The organism is Streptococcus infantis (assembly GCF_018499575.1).
Taxonomy (GTDB): Bacteria; Bacillota; Bacilli; order Lactobacillales; family Streptococcaceae; genus Streptococcus; species Streptococcus infantis_K.
Genome location: NZ_JAHDAP010000001.1, coordinates 896097 through 920294, shown reverse-complemented (window position 1 = coordinate 920294; position 24198 = coordinate 896097). Strand labels below are relative to the sequence as shown.

25 protein-coding genes are annotated in these 24198 nt (G+C 40.6%); 23 read left to right on the top strand and 2 right to left on the bottom strand.

Annotated elements, in window-relative coordinates; genetic code table 11:
• Positions 1-2 precede the first annotated feature (2 nt).
• Genes yihA through whiA form a run of 5 tightly spaced genes read left to right on the top strand, consistent with a single transcriptional unit; the run spans position 3 to position 3804 of the window.
• On the top strand, positions 3-590 hold the full coding sequence (gene yihA / locus KJR31_RS04490; protein ID WP_214262267.1) for a ribosome biogenesis GTP-binding protein YihA/YsxC: 588 nt from the start codon (positions 3-5) through the stop codon (positions 588-590).
• Positions 591-599: 9 nt separating this feature from the next.
• Positions 600-980 carry a RidA family protein gene (locus KJR31_RS04485; protein WP_001140424.1) on the top strand — a complete coding sequence of 127 codons (381 nt, stop codon included), beginning with the start codon at positions 600-602 and terminating at the stop codon, positions 978-980.
• Positions 981-1031: 51 nt separating this feature from the next.
• The gene (gene rapZ / locus KJR31_RS04480) at positions 1032-1922 is read left to right on the top strand and encodes an RNase adapter RapZ (RefSeq protein ID WP_214262266.1); all 891 of its coding nucleotides are present in this window, start codon (positions 1032-1034) and stop codon (positions 1920-1922) included.
• On the top strand, positions 1919-2896 hold the full coding sequence (locus KJR31_RS04475; protein WP_214262265.1) for a YvcK family protein: 978 nt from the start codon (positions 1919-1921) through the stop codon (positions 2894-2896). The genes rapZ and KJR31_RS04475 overlap by 4 nt, the downstream gene beginning before the upstream one ends.
• Complete coding sequence (gene whiA, locus KJR31_RS04470; protein ID WP_214262264.1) at positions 2893-3804, top strand: DNA-binding protein WhiA; 912 nt, start codon at positions 2893-2895, stop codon at positions 3802-3804. Before KJR31_RS04475 ends, whiA begins: the two co-directional genes overlap by 4 nt.
• A 31-nt stretch (positions 3805-3835) precedes the next feature.
• Here whiA and KJR31_RS04465 read toward each other — a convergent pair whose 3' ends face one another.
• On the bottom strand, positions 3836-4804 hold the full coding sequence (locus tag KJR31_RS04465) for an NAD(P)/FAD-dependent oxidoreductase (protein ID WP_214262263.1): 969 nt from the start codon (positions 4802-4804) through the stop codon (positions 3836-3838).
• A 132-nt stretch (positions 4805-4936) separates the two neighbouring features.
• Between KJR31_RS04465 and cdaA the strand changes: the two genes are divergently transcribed.
• From cdaA to KJR31_RS04405, 12 genes are all read left to right on the top strand, one after another.
• Positions 4937-5794: a diadenylate cyclase CdaA gene (gene cdaA / locus KJR31_RS04460; RefSeq protein WP_214262262.1), complete on the top strand. Its 858-nt coding sequence runs from the start codon at positions 4937-4939 to the stop codon at positions 5792-5794.
• Positions 5781-6542 carry a CdaR family protein gene (locus KJR31_RS04455; RefSeq protein ID WP_214262261.1) on the top strand — a complete coding sequence of 254 codons (762 nt, stop codon included), beginning with the start codon at positions 5781-5783 and terminating at the stop codon, positions 6540-6542. The genes cdaA and KJR31_RS04455 overlap by 14 nt, the downstream gene beginning before the upstream one ends.
• 31 nt (positions 6543-6573) lie before the next feature.
• Positions 6574-7923, top strand: a complete 1350-nt coding sequence (gene glmM / locus KJR31_RS04450) for a phosphoglucosamine mutase (protein WP_214262260.1) — start codon at positions 6574-6576, stop codon at positions 7921-7923.
• A gap of 66 nt (positions 7924-7989) precedes the next feature.
• Complete coding sequence (locus KJR31_RS04445) at positions 7990-8364, top strand: DUF1149 family protein (protein ID WP_004252208.1); 375 nt, start codon at positions 7990-7992, stop codon at positions 8362-8364.
• A gap of 2 nt (positions 8365-8366) precedes the next feature.
• On the top strand, positions 8367-9215 hold the full coding sequence (locus tag KJR31_RS04440; RefSeq protein ID WP_214262259.1) for a DegV family protein: 849 nt from the start codon (positions 8367-8369) through the stop codon (positions 9213-9215).
• Between the two features lie 264 nt (positions 9216-9479).
• Positions 9480-10247, top strand: a complete 768-nt coding sequence (dapB, locus tag KJR31_RS04435) for a 4-hydroxy-tetrahydrodipicolinate reductase (protein ID WP_214262258.1) — start codon at positions 9480-9482, stop codon at positions 10245-10247.
• The gene (locus tag KJR31_RS04430) at positions 10244-11443 is read left to right on the top strand and encodes a CCA tRNA nucleotidyltransferase (protein ID WP_214262257.1); all 1200 of its coding nucleotides are present in this window, start codon (positions 10244-10246) and stop codon (positions 11441-11443) included. The genes dapB and KJR31_RS04430 overlap by 4 nt, the downstream gene beginning before the upstream one ends.
• Positions 11440-13308, top strand: coding sequence for an ABC-F family ATP-binding cassette domain-containing protein (locus KJR31_RS04425; protein ID WP_214262256.1), 1869 nt, complete (start codon positions 11440-11442; stop codon positions 13306-13308). Before KJR31_RS04430 ends, KJR31_RS04425 begins: the two co-directional genes overlap by 4 nt.
• Complete coding sequence (locus tag KJR31_RS04420) at positions 13308-13913, top strand: hypothetical protein (protein ID WP_214262255.1); 606 nt, start codon at positions 13308-13310, stop codon at positions 13911-13913. Before KJR31_RS04425 ends, KJR31_RS04420 begins: the two co-directional genes overlap by 1 nt.
• Positions 13914-14040: 127 nt before the next feature.
• Positions 14041-14553: an adenine phosphoribosyltransferase gene (locus KJR31_RS04415; protein ID WP_214262254.1), complete on the top strand. Its 513-nt coding sequence runs from the start codon at positions 14041-14043 to the stop codon at positions 14551-14553.
• 193 nt (positions 14554-14746) lie between these two features.
• Complete coding sequence (metA, locus tag KJR31_RS04410) at positions 14747-15691, top strand: homoserine O-acetyltransferase MetA (RefSeq protein ID WP_214262253.1); 945 nt, start codon at positions 14747-14749, stop codon at positions 15689-15691.
• A gap of 8 nt (positions 15692-15699) precedes the next feature.
• Positions 15700-16374, top strand: a complete 675-nt coding sequence (locus tag KJR31_RS04405) for a DnaD domain-containing protein (protein ID WP_214262252.1) — start codon at positions 15700-15702, stop codon at positions 16372-16374.
• Positions 16375-16420: 46 nt separating this feature from the next.
• Here the strand turns inward: KJR31_RS04405 and KJR31_RS04400 are convergent, their stop codons facing one another.
• Positions 16421-17872 (bottom strand): alpha-amylase, encoded by a 1452-nt coding sequence (locus KJR31_RS04400; protein ID WP_214262251.1) that lies wholly within the window; start codon positions 17870-17872, stop codon positions 16421-16423.
• A 261-nt stretch (positions 17873-18133) separates the two neighbouring features.
• Here KJR31_RS04400 and KJR31_RS04395 point away from each other — a divergent pair, with 261 nt between their 5' ends.
• Genes KJR31_RS04395 through KJR31_RS04370 form a run of 6 tightly spaced genes read left to right on the top strand, consistent with a single transcriptional unit; the run spans position 18134 to position 24190 of the window.
• Positions 18134-19297: a class I SAM-dependent rRNA methyltransferase gene (locus tag KJR31_RS04395; protein WP_214262250.1), complete on the top strand. Its 1164-nt coding sequence runs from the start codon at positions 18134-18136 to the stop codon at positions 19295-19297.
• Positions 19294-19971, top strand: coding sequence for a type I 3-dehydroquinate dehydratase (gene aroD, locus KJR31_RS04390; RefSeq protein ID WP_214262249.1), 678 nt, complete (start codon positions 19294-19296; stop codon positions 19969-19971). The genes KJR31_RS04395 and aroD overlap by 4 nt, the downstream gene beginning before the upstream one ends.
• Positions 19961-20815, top strand: a complete 855-nt coding sequence (locus KJR31_RS04385) for a shikimate dehydrogenase (RefSeq protein WP_214262248.1) — start codon at positions 19961-19963, stop codon at positions 20813-20815. Before aroD ends, KJR31_RS04385 begins: the two co-directional genes overlap by 11 nt.
• An 18-nt stretch (positions 20816-20833) precedes the next feature.
• Complete coding sequence (gene aroB, locus KJR31_RS04380) at positions 20834-21901, top strand: 3-dehydroquinate synthase (protein ID WP_214262247.1); 1068 nt, start codon at positions 20834-20836, stop codon at positions 21899-21901.
• A gap of 9 nt (positions 21902-21910) precedes the next feature.
• Complete coding sequence (gene aroC / locus KJR31_RS04375) at positions 21911-23077, top strand: chorismate synthase (RefSeq protein WP_214262246.1); 1167 nt, start codon at positions 21911-21913, stop codon at positions 23075-23077.
• Between the two features lie 9 nt (positions 23078-23086).
• Complete coding sequence (locus KJR31_RS04370) at positions 23087-24190, top strand: prephenate dehydrogenase (RefSeq protein WP_214262245.1); 1104 nt, start codon at positions 23087-23089, stop codon at positions 24188-24190.
• The last annotated feature ends 8 nt before the right edge of the window (positions 24191-24198 follow it).

Sequence of the window (24198 nt, the reverse complement as noted above, 5' to 3'; positions counted from 1 at the left end):
CTATGGAAATCAATACACACAATGCTGAGATTTTGCTGAGTGCAGCCAACAAGTCCCACTATCCAGAGGATGAACTTCCTGAGATTGCTCTGGCAGGTCGCTCAAATGTGGGGAAATCAAGCTTTATCAACACCATGCTCAATCGTAAGAATCTGGCTCGTACTTCTGGAAAACCAGGAAAAACACAACTACTCAATTTCTTTAATATTGATGACAAGATGCGTTTTGTGGATGTGCCTGGTTATGGTTATGCCCGTGTTTCCAAAAAGGAACGTGAAAAATGGGGTCGTATGATTGAGGAGTACTTGACTACTCGAGAAAATCTTCGAGCGATTGTTAGTCTCGTTGACCTTCGTCATGACCCGACAGCAGATGATGTACAGATGTACGAATTTCTTAAATATTACGAAATTCCTGTCATCATTGTGGCGACTAAGGCAGACAAGATTCCGCGTGGTAAATGGAACAAGCACGAATCAGCTATTAAAAAGAAATTAAACTTTGATCCAAGTGATGACTTTATCCTCTTTTCATCTGTGACAAAAGCAGGAATGGACCAAGCTTGGGACGCTATTTTAGAGAAATTGTGAGGAATACAGATGGCAAAAACAATTCATACAGATAAAGCTCCAAAGGCAATCGGACCGTACGTTCAAGGTAAAATCGTTGGCAACCTTTTGTTTGCTAGCGGTCAAGTTCCTCTATCTCCTGAAACTGGAGAAATCGTAGGAGAAACGATTCAAGAACAGACAGAACAAGTCTTGAAAAATATTGGAGCTATTTTGGCAGAAGCGGGAACAGATTTTGACCATGTGGTGAAAACAACTTGCTTCTTAAGCGATATGAACGATTTTGTACCTTTCAATGAGGTATACCAAACAGCCTTTAATAAGGAATTTCCAGCTCGTTCAGCTGTGGAAGTAGCTCGTCTTCCTCGCGATGTAAAAGTCGAAATTGAAGTCATCGCAGAGATTGGATAAGCTAGTTGAAGTTTGGTTCTTCCAAACTTCTTTTGATATAAGGAGACTATGATGACAATGAAACAACTTCACCTGGTGATTGTAACAGGGATGAGTGGTGCAGGGAAAACTGTAGCCATTCAATCCTTTGAAGATTTAGGATATTTTACCATTGATAATATGCCACCTGCCCTCTTGCCAAAGTTTTTACAGTTGGTAGAAACCAAGGATGATGACCACAAGTTAGCCCTAGTGGTGGACATGCGTAGTCGTTCTTTCTTTTCAGAGATTCAAGCTGTCTTGGATGAATTGGAAAATCAAGATGATTTAGACTTTAAAATCCTCTTTTTGGATGCGGCTGATAAGGAATTAGTGGCACGTTATAAGGAAACAAGAAGAAGTCACCCTCTAGCAGCAGATGGTCGTATTTTGGACGGTATCAAGCTGGAACGTGAACTCTTGGCTCCATTAAAAAATATGAGTCAAAACGTGGTAGACACGACAGAGTTAACACCTCGTGAACTCCGTAAGACCATTGCAGAGCAGTTTTCGGACCAAGAACAAACGCAATCTTTCCGTATTGAGGTCATGTCCTTTGGATTTAAATATGGAATTCCAATTGATGCCGATTTAGTATTTGATGTTCGTTTCTTGCCAAACCCTTATTATCTTCCAGAACTTCGTAACCAGACAGGTGAAGACCAGGCAGTTTATGACTATGTCATGAATCATAAGGAATCTGAAGATTTTTATCGTCATTTGTTAGCCTTGATTGAACCAATTCTACCAGGTTATAAAAAAGAAGGTAAGTCTGTTTTAACCATTGCAGTGGGTTGTACAGGTGGTCAACACCGAAGCGTTGCTTTTGCCAAGCGATTAGCAAATGATTTATCTAAAAATTGGCCTGTAAATGAAAGTCATCGTGATAAAGATCGAAGAAAGGAAACGGTAAACCGTTCATGAGAAAACCAAAAATTACAGTGATTGGTGGAGGAACCGGAATCCCTGTTATTTTAAATAGTCTACGGGAAAAGGATGTAGACATCGCAGCCATTGTAACCGTTGCTGATGATGGCGGTTCTTCGGGTGAACTTCGTAAAAACATTCAACAGTTAACACCACCAGGTGATTTGCGTAATGTTCTTGTGGCCATGTCAGATATGCCAAAATTCTATGAGAAGGTCTTTCAATACCGTTTTTCTGAGGATGCAGGTGCTTTTGCCGGTCATCCATTAGGAAACATTATCATAGCAGGACTTTCTGAAATGCAGGGTTCAACCTACAATGCCATGCAATTACTGAGTAAATTTTTCCATACGACAGGCAAAATTTTCCCATCAAGTGACCATCCTTTGACACTCCATGCTGTCTTCAAAGATGGATCAGAAGTAGCTGGGGAAAGTCACATCGCAGATCATCCAGGAATGATTGACCATGTCTATGTCACCAATACCCTGGATGATGAAAAGCCACAGGCAAGTCGCCGAGTTGTCAATACGATTCTTGAGAGTGATATGATTGTCTTGGGACCAGGTTCCCTCTTTACTTCGATTTTACCGAATATCGTTATTGAAGAAATTGGTCAGGCACTTCTGGAAACCAAGGCTGAAATTGCTTATGTCTGCAACATTATGACCCAGCGAGGAGAGACTGAGCATTTCTCAGATAGTGATCACGTAGAAGTCTTGCATCGTCATTTGGGACGCCCATTTATCGATACCGTACTTGTTAATATCGAAAAGGTTCCGAGAGATTATATGGATACCAACCGTTTTGATGAATATTTGGTGCAGGTTGAGCATGATTTTGAAGGTTTGCGTAAGCAAGTCCCACGTGTTATTTCATCCAACTTTCTACGCTTGGAAAATGGGGGAGCCTTTCACGATGGTGATTTAATCGTAGATGAGCTCATGCGTATCATACAGGTGAGAAAATGAGTTTTACAGTAGCAGTAAAAGAAGAAATTTTAAGTCAGCATCACCTAAGTCGACATGAATTATCAGCTATTATCAAGATGTCGGGTAGTATTGGTTTATCGAGCTCTGGTTTGACCTTGTCCGTCATTACAGAAAATGCTAAGTTAGCCCGTCATCTCTATGAATCGTTCTTACACTTTTATGGGATCAAGTCTGAGATTCGTCACCACCAGAGAAGCAATCTTCGAAAAAATCGTGTTTATACTGTTTTTACAGATGAGCGTGTTCAAGAACTGTTAGCGGATTTACGCTTAGCAGATTCTTTCTTTGGCTTGGAAACAGGGATTGACCCAGATATTTTAGGAGATGAGGAAGCGGGTCGTGCCTATCTCTGTGGTGCATTCTTAGCCAATGGAAGTATCAGAGATCCCGAGTCAGGCAAATATCAGTTAGAGATTAGTTCCGTTTATGTAGACCACGCCCAAGGGATTGCTTCGCTCTTGCAGCAATTTTTGCTAGACGCCAAAGTTATCGAACGAAAAAAAGGCGCGGTGACCTATCTTCAGCGAGCTGAAGATATTATGGATTTCCTGATTTTAGTGGGAGCCATGGAGGCGAGAGATACTTTTGAAGGCGTCAAGATTCTCCGAGAAACTCGAAATGATCTCAATCGTGCTAATAATGCAGAGACGGCTAATATTGCTCGTACAGTTTCTGCGAGTATGAGAACCATCAACAATATCAGTAAAATCAAAGATAGAATTGGTTTGGATAATCTTCCGGCAGATTTGCAGGAAGTAGCGCATTTACGTATCCAACATCCAGATTATTCTATCCAGCAATTGGCAGACAGTTTGACAAACCCTCTCACCAAAAGTGGTGTCAATCATCGACTGAGGAAGATCAACAAAATTGCAGATGAAATCTAAAACCACGAATCCTAGGATTCGTGGTTTTTTCTTATAGACTTGTAGAGTGTTTTGGTTGTACTTTTTGTTCTGGGTCAATGTAGTTAATGGCATTGTTGACAGCAGTAGGAGCTTCACCAAGTCCTGTCGCAATCAGGTCAATTTTACCTTCGTAGTAGCAGCAGTCACCGATAGCGTAAATTCCAGCCTGGCTTGATTCTTGCTTGCTATTGACAATAATCTTGTGACGATTCAGTTCTAATCCCCAATTTTTAAGATTACCAACTGATGATTTGAAGCCATAATTAACAAAGAGATGATCCAGTTCAAGGCTTTCGGCCTCATCGGATTTGACTTTTGTGATTTCGAGCTTGTCAAGAGTTTTTCCATCTCCAAGAAGTTGACTCGGCACAAATGGTGTTTTGATAGTCACAGAAGACTCTTGTAAGGCTTGTACACTATGCTCGAGGGCACGGAAGTTGTCTCTACGGTGAACCAGTGTAGTTGGAGCAATCTTTTCAAAAGCTAGGGCCCAATCCACAGCAGAGTCTCCTCCACCCAGGATGGTTACTTTCTTACCAGCATATTGTTGAATGTTAGAAACGTGATAATGGATATTTTCATAACTATCAACACCATCTAATTCCAATGGACGTGGTTTAAAAGCTCCACCTCCCATAGCGATAATGACAGCTTTACTACTATGAGTGCTTTTAGTAGTTGTAATCTTAAAAACATCATTCTCTTTTTCAATTTCAAGAACAGTTTCGTTGAGGTGAACAGGCGTCTCAAACCCTTCAAGTTGTTCCAACAAGCGATTCGTTAATTCTTCACCAGTGAGATTCGGGAAACCTGGGACATCAAGAATTTGTTTTTCAGGATAAAGGATGGCAGGTTGGCCACCTAATTGAGGAAGAGAGTCAATGATTTGTACTTTAGCTTGACGTAAATTTGCATAAAAGGCTGCGAAAAGACCAACTGGGCCACCCCCTATGATGGTAATATCATATAATTCAGACATGGTTTCTCCTTATTTCATTTTTATCATTTTATTCTATCATATTTTCTACTAATTTAAAATGAGGTAGGGGGGAGAAAATTTCCATTAAAAATGGTATAATGAAGAGAAGCTTTTTTGGAGAGGGGACACAGGATGAATTTTCAGCAATTATCTAATCTTCAATACTGGTCTAGTTTGTTTTCCAGTCCTTGGAGTATTGCGATAAATGTGATTGATATTCTAATCGTTGCTTATATCTTATATCAATTTACAAAATCAATTGCAGGAACCAAGATTATGATTCTGGTTCGAGGAGTTTTAGTTTTTATCTTAGCTCAGATTGCGGCTAATTTTTTGGGCTTGACAACTATTTCCTGGTTGATTAACCAATTGATTACTTATGGAGTTATCGCAGCGGTTGTTATCTTTTCTCCAGAAATTCGGACAGGTTTGGAACGATTAGGTCGAGCTACGGACTTCTTTTCAAATACTCCTATGAGTTCGGAAGAACAGATGATTCAGGCTTTTGTAAAATCGGTTGAGTATATGAGCCCGCGAAAGATTGGAGCTTTGGTAGCTGTTCAACGTGTGAGAACTTTGCAGGAGTACATCGTTACAGGAATTCCTTTGGATGCTAAGATTTCTGCTGAGTTATTAATTAACATCTTTATCCCTAATACACCTCTCCATGACGGTGCAGTCATTATCAGTGGAGATCGGATTGCAGTAACTTCTGCCTATTTACCACTGACTGAAAACACAGGTATTTCTAAAGAGTTCGGAACTCGTCACCGTGCAGCCATTGGATTATCCGAAGTTTCAGATGCCCTAACTTTTGTTGTATCAGAAGAAACCGGTGGTATATCTATTACCTACAACGGTGTCTTCAAACATGATTTAAGTTTGGAAGAATTCGAGGAAGAACTATGTCGTATATTGATTCCTAAGGATGTACAAGAGCCAAGCTTTAAAGAACGCCTATTAGGAGGGTGGAAAAATGAAAAGAAATAGTCTTTATATCATCTCCTCACTCCTCTTTGCATGTGTCCTATTTATCTATGCAACATCAATCAATTATCAAAACAATACAAATGCTAGACAAACTCGAACTGAAACCTATACCAATACGGTAGTTAATGTCCCGATTGATATTCAGTATGATAGTGACCAATATTTCATTAGTGGTTTTAGCTCAGAAGTAACGGTATTTTTGACGGGTTCAAATCGAGTCACCTTGGCTAGTGAGATGCAAGAGAGCACTCGTAAATTTAAAGTGACTGCTGATTTGACACAAGCTACAGAAGGAACGATTGAAGTTCCCTTGAACATTGAAAATCTTCCAAGTGGTTTGACAGCTGTCGCAACACCACAAAAAATCACAGTCAAGATTGGTAAGAAAGTCACTAAAAATAACGTACCAGTGGTTCCTCAAATCGATTCTAGTCAAATTGATGAGCGTATTATCATCGAACGTGTGACTGTTTCTGATGAAAAAGTTTCAGTAACTAGCGATGCGGATACACTGTCTAAGATTGATAGAATTGTAGCCGTTTTACCAACGAGTGAACAGATTACAGGAAACTACTCTGGATCAGTTCCCTTGCAAGCTGTGGATAAAAATGGTTCTGTCTTACCAACAGTTATCACACCTTTTGAAACGACTATGAAAGTCTCAACTAAAACTGTCAGAACAACAAGTAATACTTCGTCTACTGAAAACTCTTCAACGACAGCAGCAGAGACGAAGCCAGAATCTTAAATTAAAAAAATACTAGAAAAGGAATGTTAAAATGGGTAAATATTTTGGAACGGATGGAGTCCGCGGAGAAGCAAACGTAGAATTAACGCCAGAATTGGCCTTTAAATTGGGACGTTTCGGAGGATATGTCCTCAGTCAACATGCGACAGAAGCGCCTAAGGTTTTCGTAGGACGTGATACACGTATTTCAGGTCAAATGTTAGAATCAGCTCTCATTGCTGGTCTCCTTTCAGTTGGAATTCACGTTTATAAGCTTGGTGTTCTTGCAACACCAGCAGTAGCATACTTGGTTAAAACGGAGGGAGCAAGTGCAGGTGTCATGATTTCAGCTAGCCACAATCCAGCCCTTGATAATGGAATTAAATTCTTTGGTGGTGATGGCTTTAAACTTGACGATGACAAGGAAGCCGAAATCGAAGCCTTGCTTGATGCGAGTGAAGATACTCTTCCACGTCCAAGCGCTGAAGGTCTAGGTACTGTGGTTGATTATCCAGAAGGTTTGCGCAAGTATGAAGCTTATCTTGTTTCGACTGGAACAGCTCTTGAAGGGATGAAGGTAGCCTTGGATACTGCAAACGGCGCTGCTTCAACAAGTGCTCGACAAATTTTTGCAGACTTGGGCGCTCAAATCACTGTTATCGGAGAAACTCCAGATGGACTCAACATCAACTTGAACGTTGGTTCCACTCATCCAGAAGCCTTGCAAGAACTTGTGAAAGAAAGTCAATCTGCCATTGGTTTGGCCTTTGATGGTGATAGCGACCGTTTGATTGCTGTGGATGAAAATGGTGAAATTGTCGATGGCGACAAGATCATGTATATCATTGGGAAATACCTTTCTGAGAAAGGTCAATTGGCTCAAAATACGATTGTGACAACAGTTATGTCCAACCTTGGTTTTCATAAAGCCTTGGACCGTGAAGGCATTAATAAAGCTGTCACTGCTGTTGGAGACCGCTATGTAGTTGAAGAAATGAGAAAATCTGGCTACAATCTAGGTGGAGAACAATCAGGTCATGTTATTTTGATGGACTATAACACAACTGGTGATGGTCAGTTGTCAGCAGTTCAATTGACTAAGATTATGCAAGAATCAGGTAAGAGCTTGTCTCAGTTGGCTTCAGAGGTAACGATTTATCCTCAAAAATTGGTCAATATCCGTGTGGAAAATGCCATGAAAGAAAAAGCTATGGAAGTGCCAGCTATCAAGGCTATTATCGATAAGATGGAAGAAGAGATGGCTGGTAACGGCCGTATTCTCGTTCGCCCAAGTGGAACTGAACCACTCTTGCGAGTCATGGCTGAAGCACCAACAACTGAAGAAGTAGATTACTATGTGGATACCATCGCTGAAGTTGTGAAAGCAGAAATCGGAATTTAGGAAAGTTAGCAGAAAATAAGAAAATATGTTACAATGTCAAAGTAAATTGTAACCATGGAGAATATGATGAATTTAAAACGTGAACAAGAATTTGTTAGTCAGTATCACTTTGATGCTCGTAATTTTGAATGGGAAAATGAGAACGGAATTCCTGAAACAAAGGTTGATGTGAATTTCCAACTACTTCAACATGACCAAGAAAATCAGGTGACTTCTCTCGTAGTTGTTTTGAGCTTTATGATTGTCTTTGATAAATTTGTTATAAGTGGTACTATTTCTCAAGTAAACCACGTAGAAGGTCGCATCGTAGATCAACCAAGTGACTTCAGTCAAGAAGAAGTTGAGACGCTTGCTCGTCCTTCTTTGGATATGCTAAACCGTTTGACTTACGAAGTGACGGAAATCGCATTAGATTTACCAGGAATTAATTTGGAGTTTTAAAAATGAAATTAGCGGTCATAACAGACTCATCTGCTTTTCTACAAGCGGAAACCTTGCGGAAAGAAGACTTATTTGTGCTAGACATTCCTGTGAATATCGATGGACAGGAGTATGTTGAAGGTGTAAATCTAACCGCTCAAGAATTTTATGAAAAAATGGCTCGTTCATCTGAACTGCCGAAAACAAGTCAGCCAAGTATTGCTAAGTTAGATGAAATTTTGTCATCCTTGAAAGAAAAAGGTTATACTCATGTTTTGGGCCTCTTCCTTTCTTCTGGGATTTCAGGATTTCACCAGAATATCCAGTATATGATGGATGAGTTCGAAGGATTAACAATTGCTTTTCCTGATACTCGTATTACAAGTGCTCCACTAGGTTTTATGGTGGAAAGTGTTTTTCAGTGGGTTGAGCAGGGAGAAGATTTCGAGTCTATCTTAGAAAAGGTAACTGAACAGATTGAACATACTTCTGCCTTTATCATGGTGGATGACCTTGATCATCTAGTCAAAGGTGGTCGTTTGTCAAATGGCGCAGCTATTTTAGGAAACCTTCTGAGTATTAAACCAATCTTATATTTCAGTGATCAAGGTGTTATCGAAGTTTATGAGAAGGTTCGTACAGAGAAGAAAGCAACAAAACGCCTGGTTGAAATTGTCAAAGAAGCAACAAGTAACGGGAACTACCGAATTGTAGTGATTCATGGGAACGCCCCTCAAAAAGCAGCAGATTTGCGTCAGCTTTTGATAGATGGTGGAGTAGCTACAGATATTTCAATTGCAACCTTCGGTAGCGTCATCGGGACTCACCTTGGTGAAGGAAGTATTGCTTTGGGTTATACACCAATCGTCTAGATTGTTCTTACAGGCTTTGTATCTTAGAAATTGAACACGGACTATCTGCCTCTTGAAAAAAGATGCCTGTCTTGCCTTTCATGGGAAGTCAGCGCCATCCCCTATTTTTCATGGTCAGCTAACGTCCTTTGTATCTTAGCAATTGAACACGCCTGGAACCCTGTGTGAAAAAGATAGTTCTTCCAAGGAGTATCGACTCCTTAATCAGAACTCCTATTTTCACTTTGTGTTCTTACAGGCTTTGTATCTTAGACTGGAGTAGAGATGAGTATTCGAGTGATTATCGCAGGTTTTAAGGGGAGAATGGGTCAAGCTGCTTGTCAGATGGTTTTGTCTGATCCTGAATTGGAACTAGTAGCCGTTTTGGATCCTTTTGAGTCTGCATCTGACTGGCAGGGGATTCCTGTTTTCAACGATAAAAATGACTTAACAGGCTATGATGCGGATGTTTGGGTGGACTTTACTACCCCAGCTGTTGCCTATGAGAATACACGCTTTGCTCTTGAAAATGGCTTTGCTCCAGTCGTTGGAACAACAGGCTTCACTAGTCAAGAAATAGAAGAACTAAAAGATTTTTCACGTTCCAAAAACTTGGGTGGCTTGATTGCTCCTAACTTTGCCTTGGGTGCGGTCTTGCTCATGCAATTTGCGGCACAAGCAGCTAAATACTTTCCAAATGTGGAGATTATTGAGCTTCACCATGACAAGAAAAAAGATGCACCGAGTGGTACAGCTATTAAAACAGCTGAGTTGATGGCACAAGTTCGTGAGTCTATTCAACAAGGGGCACCTGATGAGGAAGAACTCATTGCTGGTGCGCGTGGTGCTAACTTTGATGGCATGCGTATACATTCGGTTCGCTTACCAGGATTGGTAGCCCATCAGGAAGTCATTTTTGGAAATCAGGGAGAAGGATTGACTCTGCGTCATGACTCCTATGATCGTAGCTCCTTCATGACAGGGGTGAATTTGGGAATCAAAGAAGTTGTCAAGCGTCATGAGCTTGTCTATGGATTAGAACACTTACTATGAAATTAACAAAAATGCCTTCTGAATTTCAGAAGGCTTTACCAGTATTAGAAAAAATTAAAGAAGCAGGATTCGAGGCTTATTTTGTAGGTGGATCTGTTAGGGATGCTCTACTCAATCGCCCCATCCATGATGTGGATATCGCGACTTCATCTTATCCTGAAGAGACTAAGCAGATTTTTCCACGCACAGCTGATATTGGCATTGAGCATGGGACCGTTTTGGTTTTAGATGGAGATGAAGAGTACGAAGTCACCACTTTTCGAACAGAGGATGTCTATGTAGACTATCGGAGACCAAGTTCTGTTTCTTTTGTTCGTTCACTCGAAGAAGATCTCAAACGCCGAGATTTTACAGTCAATGCCTTTGCCTTGGATGAGACAGGGGAAATCGTCGATTTATTTGATGGTCTCAAAGATTTAGAAAATCAGGTCCTACGTGCAGTTGGAGTTGCCAGTGAGCGTTTCAACGAAGATGCTCTGCGTATTATGCGTGGCTTTCGTTTTCAGGCTAGTCTTGGCTTTGAACTTGAAACTGAAACCTTTAAAGCCATGAAGTCTTTGACTCCTCTCTTGGAGAAAATCTCTGTGGAGCGTACTTTTGTCGAATTTGATAAACTTCTACTAGCTCCTCATTGGCAAGTAGGTTTATCTTCTATGATTGAGAGTCAAGCTTATAATTATCTTCCCGATATGGTAGGCAGTCATGAGAAACTCCAGTCTTTATTTGATTTAGAAAATGATTTTACTTTTGAATCTTCTGAACAAGCCTGGGCAGCACTTTTATGGGTTTTAGAAGTAGAAAATGCTCAACAATTTTTAAAACATTGGAAGACCTCACGCCAATTTGCCAAGCAGGTGCAGGATTTGCTGTCTATTTTGGCTCTCCGAGAAGAAGGGGAACTCGGCAAGCGTGATTGTTACCGTTTTGATTTGGACTTACTTCTACAGGCTGAAAATCTTCGCAAAGCTCAAGGGAAGAAAGTCAATCCGCAAGCAGTCACAGAAACCTACGAGAGTTTGACCATTCACGATAAGAAAGAGATGCAAATCAATGGAGGTATTCTCATCAAAGAGTACGGCTACCAGCCAGGTCCTGAATTAGGGGATGTTTTAGAAGAAATTGAGTATGCTATTGTGGATGGAGAATTGGGAAATGACCGTCAAGCCATCCATGCTTACCTAAGGGAGAGAAAATGAGTGATTTTATCGTTGAAAAACTAAGTAAATCCGTTGGTGATAAGACCGTTTTTAAGGATATTTCTTTTATCATCCACGACTTAGATCGTATCGGTCTAATTGGTGTCAATGGGACAGGAAAGACGACTTTATTAGATGTTCTTTCAGGTGTTTCAGGTTTTGATGGCGATATTAGCCCTTTTTCAGCAAAGAGTGATTACAAGATTGGTTACCTGACTCAAAATCCCGATTTTGATGATAGTAGGACTGTCTTGGATACTGTTTTATCTAGTGACCTCAAGGAAATCCAGTTGATTCGTGAGTATGAACTGCTTATGCTCAACTACAGTGAGGACAAGCAGTCGCGTCTAGAACGGGTCATGGCGGAGATGGATTCTCTCCAAGCATGGGAAATCGAAAGTCAGGTCAAGACTGTTCTCAGTAAACTAGGTATTCAAGAATTATCAACTCCTGTTGGAGCTTTGTCAGGTGGTCTTCGTAGACGGGTTCAATTGGCGCAAGTGCTTTTAGGAAATCATGATCTCTTGCTTCTTGATGAGCCAACAAACCATCTGGACATTGCAACCATCGAGTGGCTGACACTTTTCTTGAAGAATTCCAAGAAGACCGTCCTCTTCATCACCCACGATCGCTATTTCCTAGATGCTCTTTCTACGCGAATTTTTGAATTGGATAGAGGTGGATTAACAGAGTATCAGGGGAATTACCAAGATTATGTCCGTCTCAAGGCCGAACAGGATGAGCGCGATGCAGCTCTTCTTCACAAAAAGGAACAACTTTATAAGCAGGAATTGGCCTGGATGAGACGACAACCGCAAGCTCGTGCAACCAAGCAACAGGCTCGTATCAATCGTTTCCACGACCTGAAAAAGGAAGTTTTAGATACTAGTGTTGAAACAGACTTGACCATGAATTTTGAGACCAGTCGTATCGGTAAGAAGGTCATCGAGTTTAAGGATGTTTCCTTTGCCTATGAGAACAAGCCGATTTTACAAAATTTTAACCTTTTGGTACAAGCCAAAGACCGTATCGGAATCGTTGGGGATAATGGTGTAGGAAAGTCAACCCTTCTTAACCTTATTGCCGGCAGTCTTGAACCAACTGATGGACAAGTGATCATCGGTGAAACAGTACGCATTGCCTATTTTTCTCAACAAATCGAAGGATTGGATGAAAGTAAGCGGGTTATCAATTACCTGCAAGAAGTGGCAGAAGAGGTGAAGACTAGTGGTGGCTCTACAACTTCTATCGCTGAGTTGCTAGAGCAGTTCCTTTTCCCACGTTCAACGCACGGCACCTTGATTGAGAAGCTGTCAGGCGGAGAGAAGAAACGTCTTTATCTCCTCAAACTTCTCCTAGAAAAGCCCAATGTACTCTTATTAGACGAACCGACAAATGACTTAGACATTGCGACTTTGACAGTCTTGGAGAATTTCTTGCAAGGATTTGCAGGCCCAGTCTTGACAGTTAGCCACGACCGTTACTTCCTTGATAAGGTAGCAACCAAGATTCTTGCTTTTGAGAATGGAACCATTCGTCCTTTCTTTGGTCATTACACGGACTATCTGGATGAAAAGGCCTTTGAAGCAGAAGCGATAACGCAAAGTCAAAAGGTTGAAAAGGAAAAAGTCGTTAAAGTCCGAGAAGAGAAGAAACGAATGACCTACCAAGAAAAGCAGGAGTGGGCAAGCATTGAAGGCGATATAGAATCTTTGGAAAACCGTATCTCTGCCATCGAAGAAGAAATGCAGGCAAATGGCTCTGATTTTGGAAAACTAGCGACTCTTCAGAAAGAATTAGATGAGAAGAATGAAGCCTTGCTTGAAAAATATGAACGCTATGAATATTTAAGTGAGTTGGTATAATGGAAGAAACAATTTTTAAATGGAGTAGTAAGAAAATTGTTTTGAGCTTTGTTCTTTACCTACTAGAGTTGGCTCTTCTACTTTGGATACTTTCGTTTTTTCTGACCTATCCCGAAGAACCACCTGCGGGATTGGTGGCAATCATCCTCTTTATTGCTATTTTAATCATAATCGTTGGCTTGATTTTGTACCAACGTTTGCGACTTCTTTTTTCGGATAAAGAGTATTTGAAATGTACGGCTCAAGGATTTTACTATAAACCATTTCCGAAGAAAGACTGGCAGTTTTATTCCTGGGGACAAGTTGAAAACTTTGCCCTCACGAGAATTAAGGGTAGTAGAAATGCAAGGGATTTTTATATGATTGAGGTTCATTTTTATGACCAAAATCTTTTGAGAAGTACCTCTTTATGGGGACGTCTACGAAGTAGGTTTACTAGCAAGAAGAACTCTAACGTTATGAAAATTCCAATCTATTTACTAGATGTTGGCTTGCCAAAGAGAGTATTTGAAACCATGTCTTACTTTGAGCGAGAGTGGCGTATTGAACAAAATCGTCAACGGAATCAAAAATCTAAAAGTAAAAAGAAGGAAGGATTTTATTGATAGGTTAACCAGCTACTATTGAAGAACAAAGGGAAGTCTTGGACTAAGTTTCAAGGCTTCTTTCTATTTTGCTTTTTAAGGAATTATGGTATAATAGGGAGTAAAAACTTTAAAAGAAAGAAACGCTATGAACTTAAAAGATTACATTGCAAGTATTGAAAATTATCCACAAGAAGGAATTACTTTCCGTGATATTAGCCCATTGATGGCAGATGGAAATGCCTACAGTTATGCTGTTCGTGAAATTGTTCAATACGCTACTAACAAAAAGATCGATATGATCGTCGGTCCTGAAGCGCGTGGATTTATCGTGGGATGTCCAGTTGCTTTTGAGTTGGGAATTGGTTTTGCGCCTGTTCGCAAACCTGGAAAGTTGCCACGCGAAGTCATTTCAGCGGACTACGAAAAAGAATATGGGGTTGATACTTTGACCATGCACGCAGATGCTATCAAACCAGGTCAACGTGTTCTAATTGTAGACGATCTCTTGGCAACAGGTGGTACTGTTAAAGCAACCATCGAAATGATTGAAAAACTAGGTGGTATTGTAGCCGGTTGTGCCTTCTTGATTGAACTTGATGAACTTAAAGGTCGTGAAGCAATCGGAGATTACGATTATAAAGTTTTGATGCATTATTAATGAAAAACAGTCCCTAGGGCTGTTTTCTCTTCATCGGATATAAAAATAGGCTATATCTAGTTAGAGAAAAACTATAATTGAAAACTATATCTTCTTACAGTATAATAAAGGGAAGAAGTGTCATCAGCTGGATTATTCCATTTGATGACAGTCAGGTTACTTGAGTCCAGTATGATACAGTTAGGAGATTTCCATGCCGATTCGAATTGATAAAAAATTACCAGCAGTTGAGATTTTACAAACAGAAAATATTTTCGTCATGGATGATCAACGGGCGGCTCATCAGGATATCCGACCCTTGAAAATTCTTATTTTAAATCTAATGCCGCAAAAAATTGTAACAGAGACTCAACTCTTAAGACATTTAGCCAATACTCCTCTGCAATTAGATATTGATTTTTTATATATGGAAAGTCACCAGTCTAAAACAACTCGCTCAGAGCATATGGAGACTTTTTATAAGACCTTCTCGGAAGTCAAAGATGATTATTTCGATGGCTTGATTATCACAGGAGCTCCAGTTGAGCACCTTCCGTTTGAGGATGTTGACTATTGGCAAGAGTTTACCCAAGTTATCGATTGGTCCAAGACCCATGTCTTTTCAACCTTGCATATTTGTTGGGGAGCACAGGCAGGTCTATACTATCGCTATGGCGTAGATAAATACCAAATGGACCAGAAACTTTCTGGGATTTATCCTCAAGATGTTTTGAAAGAAGGTCATCTTCTACTGAGAGGTTTTGATGATTTATATGTATCCCCTCATTCTCGCCATACAGAAGTCCACAAAGAAGACATTCTGAATAAAACAAATCTAGAGATTTTAGCATCAGGAAAAGAGGTGGGAATCTCTATCCTTGCGAGTCGAGATTTGAGAGAAGTATATAGCTTTGGGCATTTAGAGTATGATCGCGATACGCTTGCAAAGGAATATTTTAGAGATCTAGATGCTGGTTTAGATCCACATATACCAGAAAATTATTTCAAAAATGATGACATTCATGAACTTCCATGTATGCGTTGGAGTTCATCTGCAGCCCTCTTTTTCAGTAACTGGGTAAATTATGCAGTTTACCAAGAAACGCCTTTTGAGTGGAAAAGTGTGGAAGATGATGTGTCTCATTTTGGATATTTATAAGAGGAATTATGACATATTTAGATGCTTTCAAATCAGGGAACTTAGTTTTACCAAGTGACCTGCTCTTAAACTACAATCAACTGTTCTCGTCAAGCGATGATTTCTTGGTTTGGCAATTCTTTTACCTACAAAATACAACAGCTTTAGGTGAATTGTCTCCAAGTCAGATTGCTGAAAAAATTGGCAAGCAAGTCACTGAAGTCAATCAAGCTATTTCACGCTTGACTGATAAGGGCTTGCTTCAATACCGAACCATTGAACTCAATGGTGAGATTGAAGTGATTTTCGATGCGACTCTTGCCTTGGAACGTCTGGACCAACTGTTTGGGAAGCAGGAAACAAGTCAGGTACAATCTGTACCAAATGACTTGAAGAGTTTGGTAGAAACCTTTCAACAGGAATTAGGTCGCCTCTTGAGTCCCTTTGAAATTGAAGATCTGGAAAAGAGTTTGAAAGAAGACGGAACTAGTGCAGACTTGATAAAAGAAGCCTTGCGTGAAGCTGTTTTGAATGGCAAGCCAAATTGGAAATACATCCAAGCAATCCTCCGCAACTGGCGCCATGAGGGGATTAAGAGTGTAGCCCAGGTGGAGGCGAAACGCCAGGAGAGAGAAGTGACTAATCCTCAAAATGTTCAAGTTTCATCCGATTTTAAAAATGCCATGGATCTATGGAAAGACTAATAATGAATAATAAAAAAACTTGCCAATCAGGCAAGTTTTTTTGTTCTTAATTAGCAAGTCCCCAAACACTTACAGAACGTTCAGCAACTGGGAAATTACCGTATCCTTCAGCATCAATAGTTACTTGATCAGAATGATTACCAAGTAAATCAACAAAGGTTCGTTCAGCCCATTCTGGGCCTACAAACATGGTTTTGGAATTGTCTTGAGCATTTGAGATAAGGACAGCGAGAGGTGTTTGGTTGTCTGCACCTGAACGAACCCAACCGATACAGTTAGGATCATCAAAGTAGTCATCTTGTTCTCCATAAGCCAACTCTTTTCGGATAGCAAGCAGACGGTCAAGGACATCTTTGAAGTCTTCTTGAGCATACTGACCAGAGATACCGTAGTAGTCTCCGTAAAAGACACATGGGAGGCCCTGTTCACGCAAAAGAATGAGAGCATAGGCTGCTGGTTTGAACCATTCTTCAACAGTAGATTCTAAGGCTTGTCCACGTTGAGTATCATGGTTATCGACAAAGGTTACAGCTCGCTCTGGTTTGACTTGAACTAAACTATCATCAAAAATGGTTCGTAAATCATAGTCAGATCTAGCCTGGCCTGCTTCAAAAAGATTCATATGAAGGCGGACATCGACAAGGTCAAAGCGCTCTTCAATCTTTTCGAGATAGTCAAGGTTGGCATCCTTATCGGGATTCCAGAATTCTCCAAAGACATAAAAGTCTTGTCCATATTTTTCTTTAATATCACGAATAAAATTACGCATAAAGAAAGAGTCAATATGCTTGACAGCATCTAAACGGAAACCTGTAACGCCTGTGGTTTCGATAAACCAGTCGGCCCAATCGTAGATATTTTGTATCACTTCTGGATGCTTGAAATCCAAGTCGGCATACATGAGGTAGTCATAGTTACCATTTTCATTATCGACTAATTCTTCGTGGGCCCAGCCTTTGTTGTCTCCTTGTATCAGATAGATCCCAGATTTACGGCGTTTAGCATCATAGTCAGTTCCCGTAAAATGGTACCAATGCCAGTGGAAGTCATTGTAGGTGTTTTGTCTCCCATCAAAGGTGAAACCAGTCCATCCGTTAATGGTAAAAGGCTCTCCAAGCTCGATTGTACGATCTTCAGGATCTACTTCGATAACCTGGAAGGATTCTAAATGGTCTGCAGCTGCCTTATGATTTAAGACGACATCAGCCATTGGTTGAATTCCATGTGATTTAAGTGTTTGAATAGCCTGAAGATAGTCTTCTTTGAAACCGTACTTGGTACGAACAGTCCCTTTTTGGTCAAATTCTCCAAGGTCAAATAAATCATAGACACCGTAGCCGACATCTTTTTCGTTGGTAGCTTTAAAGGCAGGTGGCATCCAGACATGGCTAATTCCTAGTTCGGCAAGATTCTCAGAATCAGAAGCGAGAAGTTCCCAGTGTTTTCCATCGTGGGGAAGATACCACTCAAAATACTGCATTAGGGTTTGATTTTTCATAGAAAGTCCTCATACTTAACAATTTGAGAATCATTTTACCACAAAGCAAGCAAATGCGCAAACGTTTGCGCTATAAAAATAGACCTCAGGATGTGAATGTCTATTTTTACGGTAATAGAATGAAATTTCTCAACACAAATGACCATTCTCGTTTAGAAATCAATCAAGCAGAAACAAAAAGCTTGGATTGTTCCTATGACATCAATGGAGAAATCACTTTCTATTTTGTGAATTTTCAACAAATTTGATATAATTGTATCTATGAATAAAGTATTCGTCAGTCGGCGTGTCGAAAAAAAGCTCCGCAAAGGTCAGGTTCTTTTGGAAGAAGTTGATTTTCCAGATTTATCTGAAACGGATCAGGAAGTTGAACTGTTCAACCAAAGCAATGAGTTTTTAGGGAAGGCTTATCTATCTCGTCAAAATAAGGGAATTGGTTGGTTTGTATCTAACCAGAAAATCTCTTTTAATCAAACCTTCTTTGAAAGTTTGTTTGAGCAAGCCAAACTAAAACGTTCAACCTACTATCAAGATGAGTTGACTACTGCCTTTCGTTTGTTTAATCAAGAAGGTGATGGTTTTGGTGGAATGACTGTGGACCTCTATGGGGATTATGTTGTTTTCTCTTGGTACAACTCCTATATTTATAGTCTTCGCCAAGAGATTATAGCAGCTTTTCATCAAGTTTTTCCAGAAGTCTTAGGTGCTTATGAAAAGATACGCTTTAAAGGTCTAAATTACGAGTCTGCTCATATCTATGGTCAAGAAGCTCCTGAATTTTTCACGATTCTTGAAAATGGAGTTCTTTACCAGGTCTTCATGAATGACGGTCTCATGACAGGAATTTTCTTGGACCAGCATGAAGTTCGTGGGAGTTTGGTTGATGGTCTAGCCATGGGGAAATCCTTACTCAATATGTTTTCCTATACAGCGGCCTTCTCAGTCGCTGCAGCTATGGGGGGAGCTAGTGAAACAACCTCTGTAGACCTAGCTAAACGGTCAAGAGAACTATCAGAAGCTCATTTTCATGCCAATGGTTTGAGTCTAGACAATCATCGACTGCTTGTCATGGATGTTTTTGAATACTTTAAATATGCTAAGAGGAAGGGTTTGAGCTACGATGTGATTGTTCTGGATCCGCCTAGTTTTGCCCGAAATAAAAAACAAACCTTCTCTGTAGCTAAGGATTATCATAAATTGATTTCCCAAAGCCTAGAGATTTTAAATCCAGGTGGAATCATTATTGCTAGTACTAATGCTGCTAATGTTTCCCGTCAAAAATTCACAGAACAAATCGACAAAGGATTTGCAGGTAGAAAATATCAGGTCCTTCAAAAGTATGGACTTCCAGCAGACTTTGTCTACAATGAAAAAGATGAAAGTAGTAATTACCTCAAAGTGATTACCATGAAGGTTAGTAAATGAAATTAATTGTTTCCGTAATGCCAAGAAGTTTAGAGGAGGCTCAGGCTATTGATGCGATGCGCTACCATGATGCCGATATCATCGAATGGCGAGCTGACTTCTTACCAAAGGAAGCTATTTTGCAGGTAGCACCAGCTATTTTCGAAAAATTTGCAGGACGTGAGCTTGTTTTTACCTTGCGTACTCGTGCTGAGGGTGGTCAAATTGAACTCTCTTCAGAAGAATATGTTCAAATTATCAAGGAAGTAGCCCAGCTTTATCAACCAGATTATATTGATTTTGAGTATTTTAGCTATAGGGATGTTTTTGAGGAAATGTTAGAATTTCCAAACCTTGTCTTGAGCTACCATAATTTCCAAGAAACACCTGAAAATCTAATGGAAATCTTGTCTGAGTTGACAAGTTTAAACCCTAAAGTTGTGAAAATCGCAGTTATGGCTCATACAGAACAAGATGTATTGGATTTGATGAACTTTACACGTGGCTTTAAAACATTGAACCCTGAACAAGAATATGTAACCATTTCTATGGGGAAAGTGGGTAAGGTCTCACGTATTACTTCGGATGTAACGGGCTCTAGCTGGTCTTTTGCAAGTCTGGATGAAGCCAGTGCTCCAGGACAGATTTCTCTATCTAGCATGAAAAAAATTCGGGAGATTCTAAATGAAGATTGATGGCTACACACGTTTAGCAGCTGTAGTCGCAAATCCCATCAAACACTCCGTTTCTCCCTTTATTCACAATAGCGCTTTTGAAGCAACAAATACTAACGGTGTTTATCTTGCTTGGGAAGTAGAGGCAACTGACTTGGCAGAAACAGTTGCCAATATTCGTCGCTATCAGATGTATGGAATCAATCTTTCTATGCCCTACAAGGAGCAAGTGATTCCTTATCTGGATGAGTTGAGCGAAGAAGCTCGTTTGATTGGTGCTGTCAATACAGTGGTGAATCGAGAAGGAACTTTAATCGGATATAACACAGATGGCAAGGGATTCTTTAAGAGCTTGCCTTCTTTTAAAATATCAGGGAAAAGAATGGTCTTGTTAGGAGCAGGTGGCGCAGCCAAGGCAATTTTGTCACAGGCAATCTTGGATGGAGTAGACCAGATTTCTGTCTTTGTACGCTCGGCTTCAATAGAAAAAACAAAACCTTACTTAGAAAAACTACAGCATGAAACAGGTTTTAGAGTAGAGTTGTTTGCCTTAGAAGATGTTTCTGAACTGCAAGCAAGGATAACTGATTCGGAATTACTGGTAAATGCGACCAGTGTGGGTATGGATGGAACCTCTCAGCCAATACCAACAAGTATTGTTTTACCAGAGAAAATACTGGTAGCAGATGTGATTTATCAACCCTTTGAAACACCATTTCTAAAGTGGGCAAGGAACCAGGGAAACCAATATATTAACGGCCTTGGGATGTTGCTCTACCAAGCTGCAGAAGCTTTTCGGTTGTGGACAGGTAAGGAAATGCCAACCGATCAAATCTGGGAATTACTAAAACAAAAGTATCAATAATGAAAAAGGAGAACTGCTATGAAAATCAAAATAGACCTTCCCCACCATCCTTATGATATTCAGATTGAAAAAGGATGCCTGTCTCAAGCAGGAAAATGGTTGCGGGAACTTTGGCGACCGCAAAAAGTCGTTATCATTACTGATAACCGTGTAGCTTCTCTCTATGCAGAAAAAGTTAAATTGAGCTTAGAGGATGCTGGTTTTCAAGTGGCAGTTTTTGACTTCCTAGAGGGTGAAGAGCGAAAAAATCTAACCACGGTTCAAAAAGCTTATGAATTTTTGGTCAAGCAAGATTTGACTCGTAGCGATGGTATCGTAGCTCTAGGTGGTGGAGTTGTTGGTGATTTGGCTGGTTTTGTAGCTTCAACTTACATGCGAGGTATTCACTTTGTTCAAATTCCGACCAGTTTGACTGCTCAAGTAGACTCTTCAATCGGTGGTAAGACAGGAGTAAATACTCCTTTTGCTAAGAATATGGTAGGAACTTTTACCCAACCAGACGGCGTTTTGATTGACCCAACTGTTCTTGAAACCTTAGGGAAGAGAGAATTGATTGAAGGAATGGGTGAAGTCATCAAGTATGGCTTAATTGAAGATCTAGAACTCTGGGACATATTATCTGAAATGGATGGTTCTGTAGAGAGTATTTTGGAACATTCAGAAAGTTTGATTGAGCATTCTTGCCAGGTCAAGCGCAAGATGGTAGTCGAGGATGAATTGGACAATGGTATTCGTCTGTATCTCAATTTTGGTCACACCATTGGCCATGCTATTGAAGCGACTGTTGGTTATGGACGAGTTATGCACGGTGAGGCAGTAGCGATGGGAATGGTTCAGGTCTCTAAGGTAGCCGAACAAAAAGGCCTCATGCCAGCTGGAATCACTCAGTCTATCCGAGAAATGTGTCAGAAATTTGGCCTTCCTGTTGATTATGAAAACTGGGATGTTGATAAGCTTTATCAGGCCTTGACTCATGATAAAAAAGCGCGTGGGAACACCATGAAATTAGTCTTGGTACCAGAACTTGGTTCAGCCACTATTCACCCCGTCTCACTCGAAGAAATGAAAGATTACTTGGTAAAATAAGGAGAATGTATGAGATATTTAACAGCAGGAGAATCACATGGTCCTCGTCTGACAGCAATTATTGAAGGAATTCCAGCAGGCCTTCCTTTGACTGCCGAGGATATCAATGAGGATCTCAAACGTCGCCAAGGTGGTTACGGTCGTGGTGGCCGCATGAAGATTGAGAGCGATCAGGTTGTTTTTACTTCTGGCGTTCGTCATGGAAAGACGACAGGTGCTCCAATTACCATGGATGTCATTAACAAAGACCATCAAAAGTGGCTGGATATCATGTCTGCAGAGGATATTGAAGACAAACTTAAAAGTAAACGAAAAATCACTCATCCTCGCCCAGGTCACGCTGACTTGGTAGGAGGCATCAAATACCGCTTTGATGATTTGCGAAATTCCCTGGAACGTTCATCTGCCCGTGAAACGACAATGCGGGTGGCAGTTGGGGCGGTGGCTAAACGTCTATTGGCTGAGCTTGATATCGAAATTGCTAATCATGTTGTTGTTTTTGGTGGCAAGGAAATCGATGTTCCAGAAAACTTGACAGTCGCAGAGATTAAGAAACTAGCTGCCCAGTCAGAAGTTTCTATCGTTAACCAAGAACGTGAGCAGGAGATCAAGGACTATATTGACCAAATCAAACGCGATGGTGATACCATTGGTGGAGTTGTTGAAACGGTTGTCGGTGGTGTTCCGGTTGGTCTGGGTTCATACGTCCAATGGGATCGAAAACTAGATGCAAGATTAGCTCAAGCAGTTGTCTCCATCAATGCTTTTAAGGGTGTGGAGTTTGGTCTTGGTTTTAAAGCAGGTTATCTCAAGGGTAGTCAAGTCATGGATGAAATCCTCTGGTCACAAGCAGATGGCTATACTCGTCGTACTAATAATCTTGGTGGTTTCGAAGGTGGTATGACCAATGGTCAACCGATTGTTGTCCGTGGGGTCATGAAACCAATTCCGACTCTCTATAAACCATTGATGAGTGTCGATATCGAAACCCATGAGCCTTATAAGGCAACGGTGGAGAGAAGTGATCCAACTGCTCTTCCAGCGGCTGGTGTCGTTATGGAAGCAGTCGTAGCAACGGTCTTGGCCCAAGAAATTCTAGAGAAATTCTCCTCTGATAATCTGGAAGAAATAAAAGAAGCTGTTGCTAATCATCGGGAGTATACAAAGAATTATTAAGGAGTTCTTATGGCAAAAACCATCTATATCGCAGGGCTTGGTTTGATTGGTGCTTCAATGGCACTGGGCATCAAAAGAGATCATCCTGATTATAAGATTTTGGGATACAATCGTAGTCAGGCGTCCAGAGATATTGCCTTGGAGCGAGGAATGATCGACCGTGCGACGGATGATTTTGCCAGTTTTGCTCCACTAGCGGATATGATTATTTTGACTCTTCCTATCCAGCAGACTCTTGCCTTTATCAAGGAGTTAGCCAAATTGGACTTGAAAGAAGGCGTCATTATTTCTGATGCTGGTTCAACCAAGTCAGCTATTGTGGCTACAGCTGAAAAATGTTTTGCTGATAAGTCTGTTCGCTTTGTGGGGGCCCATCCCATGGCAGGGAGCCACAAGACAGGAGCGGCCTCTGCAGATGTCAACCTCTTTGAAAATGCCTATTATATCTTCACGCCATCTAGTCTGACGACTCCGGATACACTTGAAGAAATGAAAGACTTGCTGTCTGGTCTACATGCACGTTTCATTGAAATCGACGCTGAAGAACATGACCGAGTGACTTCTCAAATTAGTCATTTTCCTCATATTTTGGCATCAGGCTTGATGGAACAAACTGCCAACTATGCTGAGCAGCATGAAATGGCCCGACATTTTGCAGCAGGTGGTTTTCGGGATATGACTCGAATCGCCGAAAGTGAGCCAGGTATGTGGACTTCTATCCTCTTATCCAATCGGGATACCATTGTTGAACGCATCGAGGATTTTAAGGAGCGTTTGGATGAGATTGGACAAGCTATCAGCAAGGGTGATGAAAACCAAATCTGGAACTTTTTCAATCAAGCGCGTGAGCAACGTCAAGCTATGGAAATCCATAAACGTGGAGGAGTAGATAGCTCATTTGATCTCTATGTAGATGTTCCCGATGAAGAAGATGTGATTTTACGCATCTTGGAATTGCTACGTGGAACTTCTTTGGTCAATATCCATATCAATGAGGAAAACCGTGAGGATGTTCACGGCATTCTGCAGATTTCATTCAAAAATGCTCAGGACTTGGAACGAGCTGAGCGCTTAATTACAGAAAATACGGACTACACAGTCGTTATCAAATAAGGAGGACA

Bases quoted from the DNA above. Each gene is read 5' to 3' on its own strand.
- aroD (WP_214262249.1), top strand. From the start codon at position 19,294: ATGAAATTAATTGTTTCCGTAATGCCAAGAAGTTTAGAGGAGGCTCAG.
- cdaA (WP_214262262.1), top strand. From the start codon at position 4,937: ATGAATTTTCAGCAATTATCTAATCTTCAATACTGGTCTAGTTTGTTT.
- KJR31_RS04475 (WP_214262265.1), top strand. From the start codon at position 1,919: ATGAGAAAACCAAAAATTACAGTGATTGGTGGAGGAACCGGAATCCCT.
- KJR31_RS04425 (WP_214262256.1), top strand. From the start codon at position 11,440: ATGAGTGATTTTATCGTTGAAAAACTAAGTAAATCCGTTGGTGATAAG.
- KJR31_RS04440 (WP_214262259.1), top strand. From the start codon at position 8,367: ATGAAATTAGCGGTCATAACAGACTCATCTGCTTTTCTACAAGCGGAA.
- KJR31_RS04400 (WP_214262251.1), bottom strand. From the start codon at position 17,872: ATGAAAAATCAAACCCTAATGCAGTATTTTGAGTGGTATCTTCCCCAC.
- KJR31_RS04370 (WP_214262245.1), top strand. From the start codon at position 23,087: ATGGCAAAAACCATCTATATCGCAGGGCTTGGTTTGATTGGTGCTTCA.
- KJR31_RS04420 (WP_214262255.1), top strand. From the start codon at position 13,308: ATGGAAGAAACAATTTTTAAATGGAGTAGTAAGAAAATTGTTTTGAGC.
- KJR31_RS04430 (WP_214262257.1), top strand. From the start codon at position 10,244: ATGAAATTAACAAAAATGCCTTCTGAATTTCAGAAGGCTTTACCAGTA.
- KJR31_RS04395 (WP_214262250.1), top strand. From the start codon at position 18,134: ATGAATAAAGTATTCGTCAGTCGGCGTGTCGAAAAAAAGCTCCGCAAA.
- KJR31_RS04415 (WP_214262254.1), top strand. From the start codon at position 14,041: ATGAACTTAAAAGATTACATTGCAAGTATTGAAAATTATCCACAAGAA.
- KJR31_RS04485 (WP_001140424.1), top strand. From the start codon at position 600: ATGGCAAAAACAATTCATACAGATAAAGCTCCAAAGGCAATCGGACCG.
- KJR31_RS04445 (WP_004252208.1), top strand. From the start codon at position 7,990: ATGAATTTAAAACGTGAACAAGAATTTGTTAGTCAGTATCACTTTGAT.
- KJR31_RS04405 (WP_214262252.1), top strand. From the start codon at position 15,700: ATGACATATTTAGATGCTTTCAAATCAGGGAACTTAGTTTTACCAAGT.
- KJR31_RS04455 (WP_214262261.1), top strand. From the start codon at position 5,781: ATGAAAAGAAATAGTCTTTATATCATCTCCTCACTCCTCTTTGCATGT.
- whiA (WP_214262264.1), top strand. From the start codon at position 2,893: ATGAGTTTTACAGTAGCAGTAAAAGAAGAAATTTTAAGTCAGCATCAC.
- rapZ (WP_214262266.1), top strand. From the start codon at position 1,032: ATGACAATGAAACAACTTCACCTGGTGATTGTAACAGGGATGAGTGGT.
- yihA (WP_214262267.1), top strand. From the start codon at position 3: ATGGAAATCAATACACACAATGCTGAGATTTTGCTGAGTGCAGCCAAC.
- KJR31_RS04385 (WP_214262248.1), top strand. From the start codon at position 19,961: ATGAAGATTGATGGCTACACACGTTTAGCAGCTGTAGTCGCAAATCCC.
- aroC (WP_214262246.1), top strand. From the start codon at position 21,911: ATGAGATATTTAACAGCAGGAGAATCACATGGTCCTCGTCTGACAGCA.
- KJR31_RS04465 (WP_214262263.1), bottom strand. From the start codon at position 4,804: ATGTCTGAATTATATGATATTACCATCATAGGGGGTGGCCCAGTTGGT.
- metA (WP_214262253.1), top strand. From the start codon at position 14,747: ATGCCGATTCGAATTGATAAAAAATTACCAGCAGTTGAGATTTTACAA.
- aroB (WP_214262247.1), top strand. From the start codon at position 20,834: ATGAAAATCAAAATAGACCTTCCCCACCATCCTTATGATATTCAGATT.
- dapB (WP_214262258.1), top strand. From the start codon at position 9,480: ATGAGTATTCGAGTGATTATCGCAGGTTTTAAGGGGAGAATGGGTCAA.
- glmM (WP_214262260.1), top strand. From the start codon at position 6,574: ATGGGTAAATATTTTGGAACGGATGGAGTCCGCGGAGAAGCAAACGTA.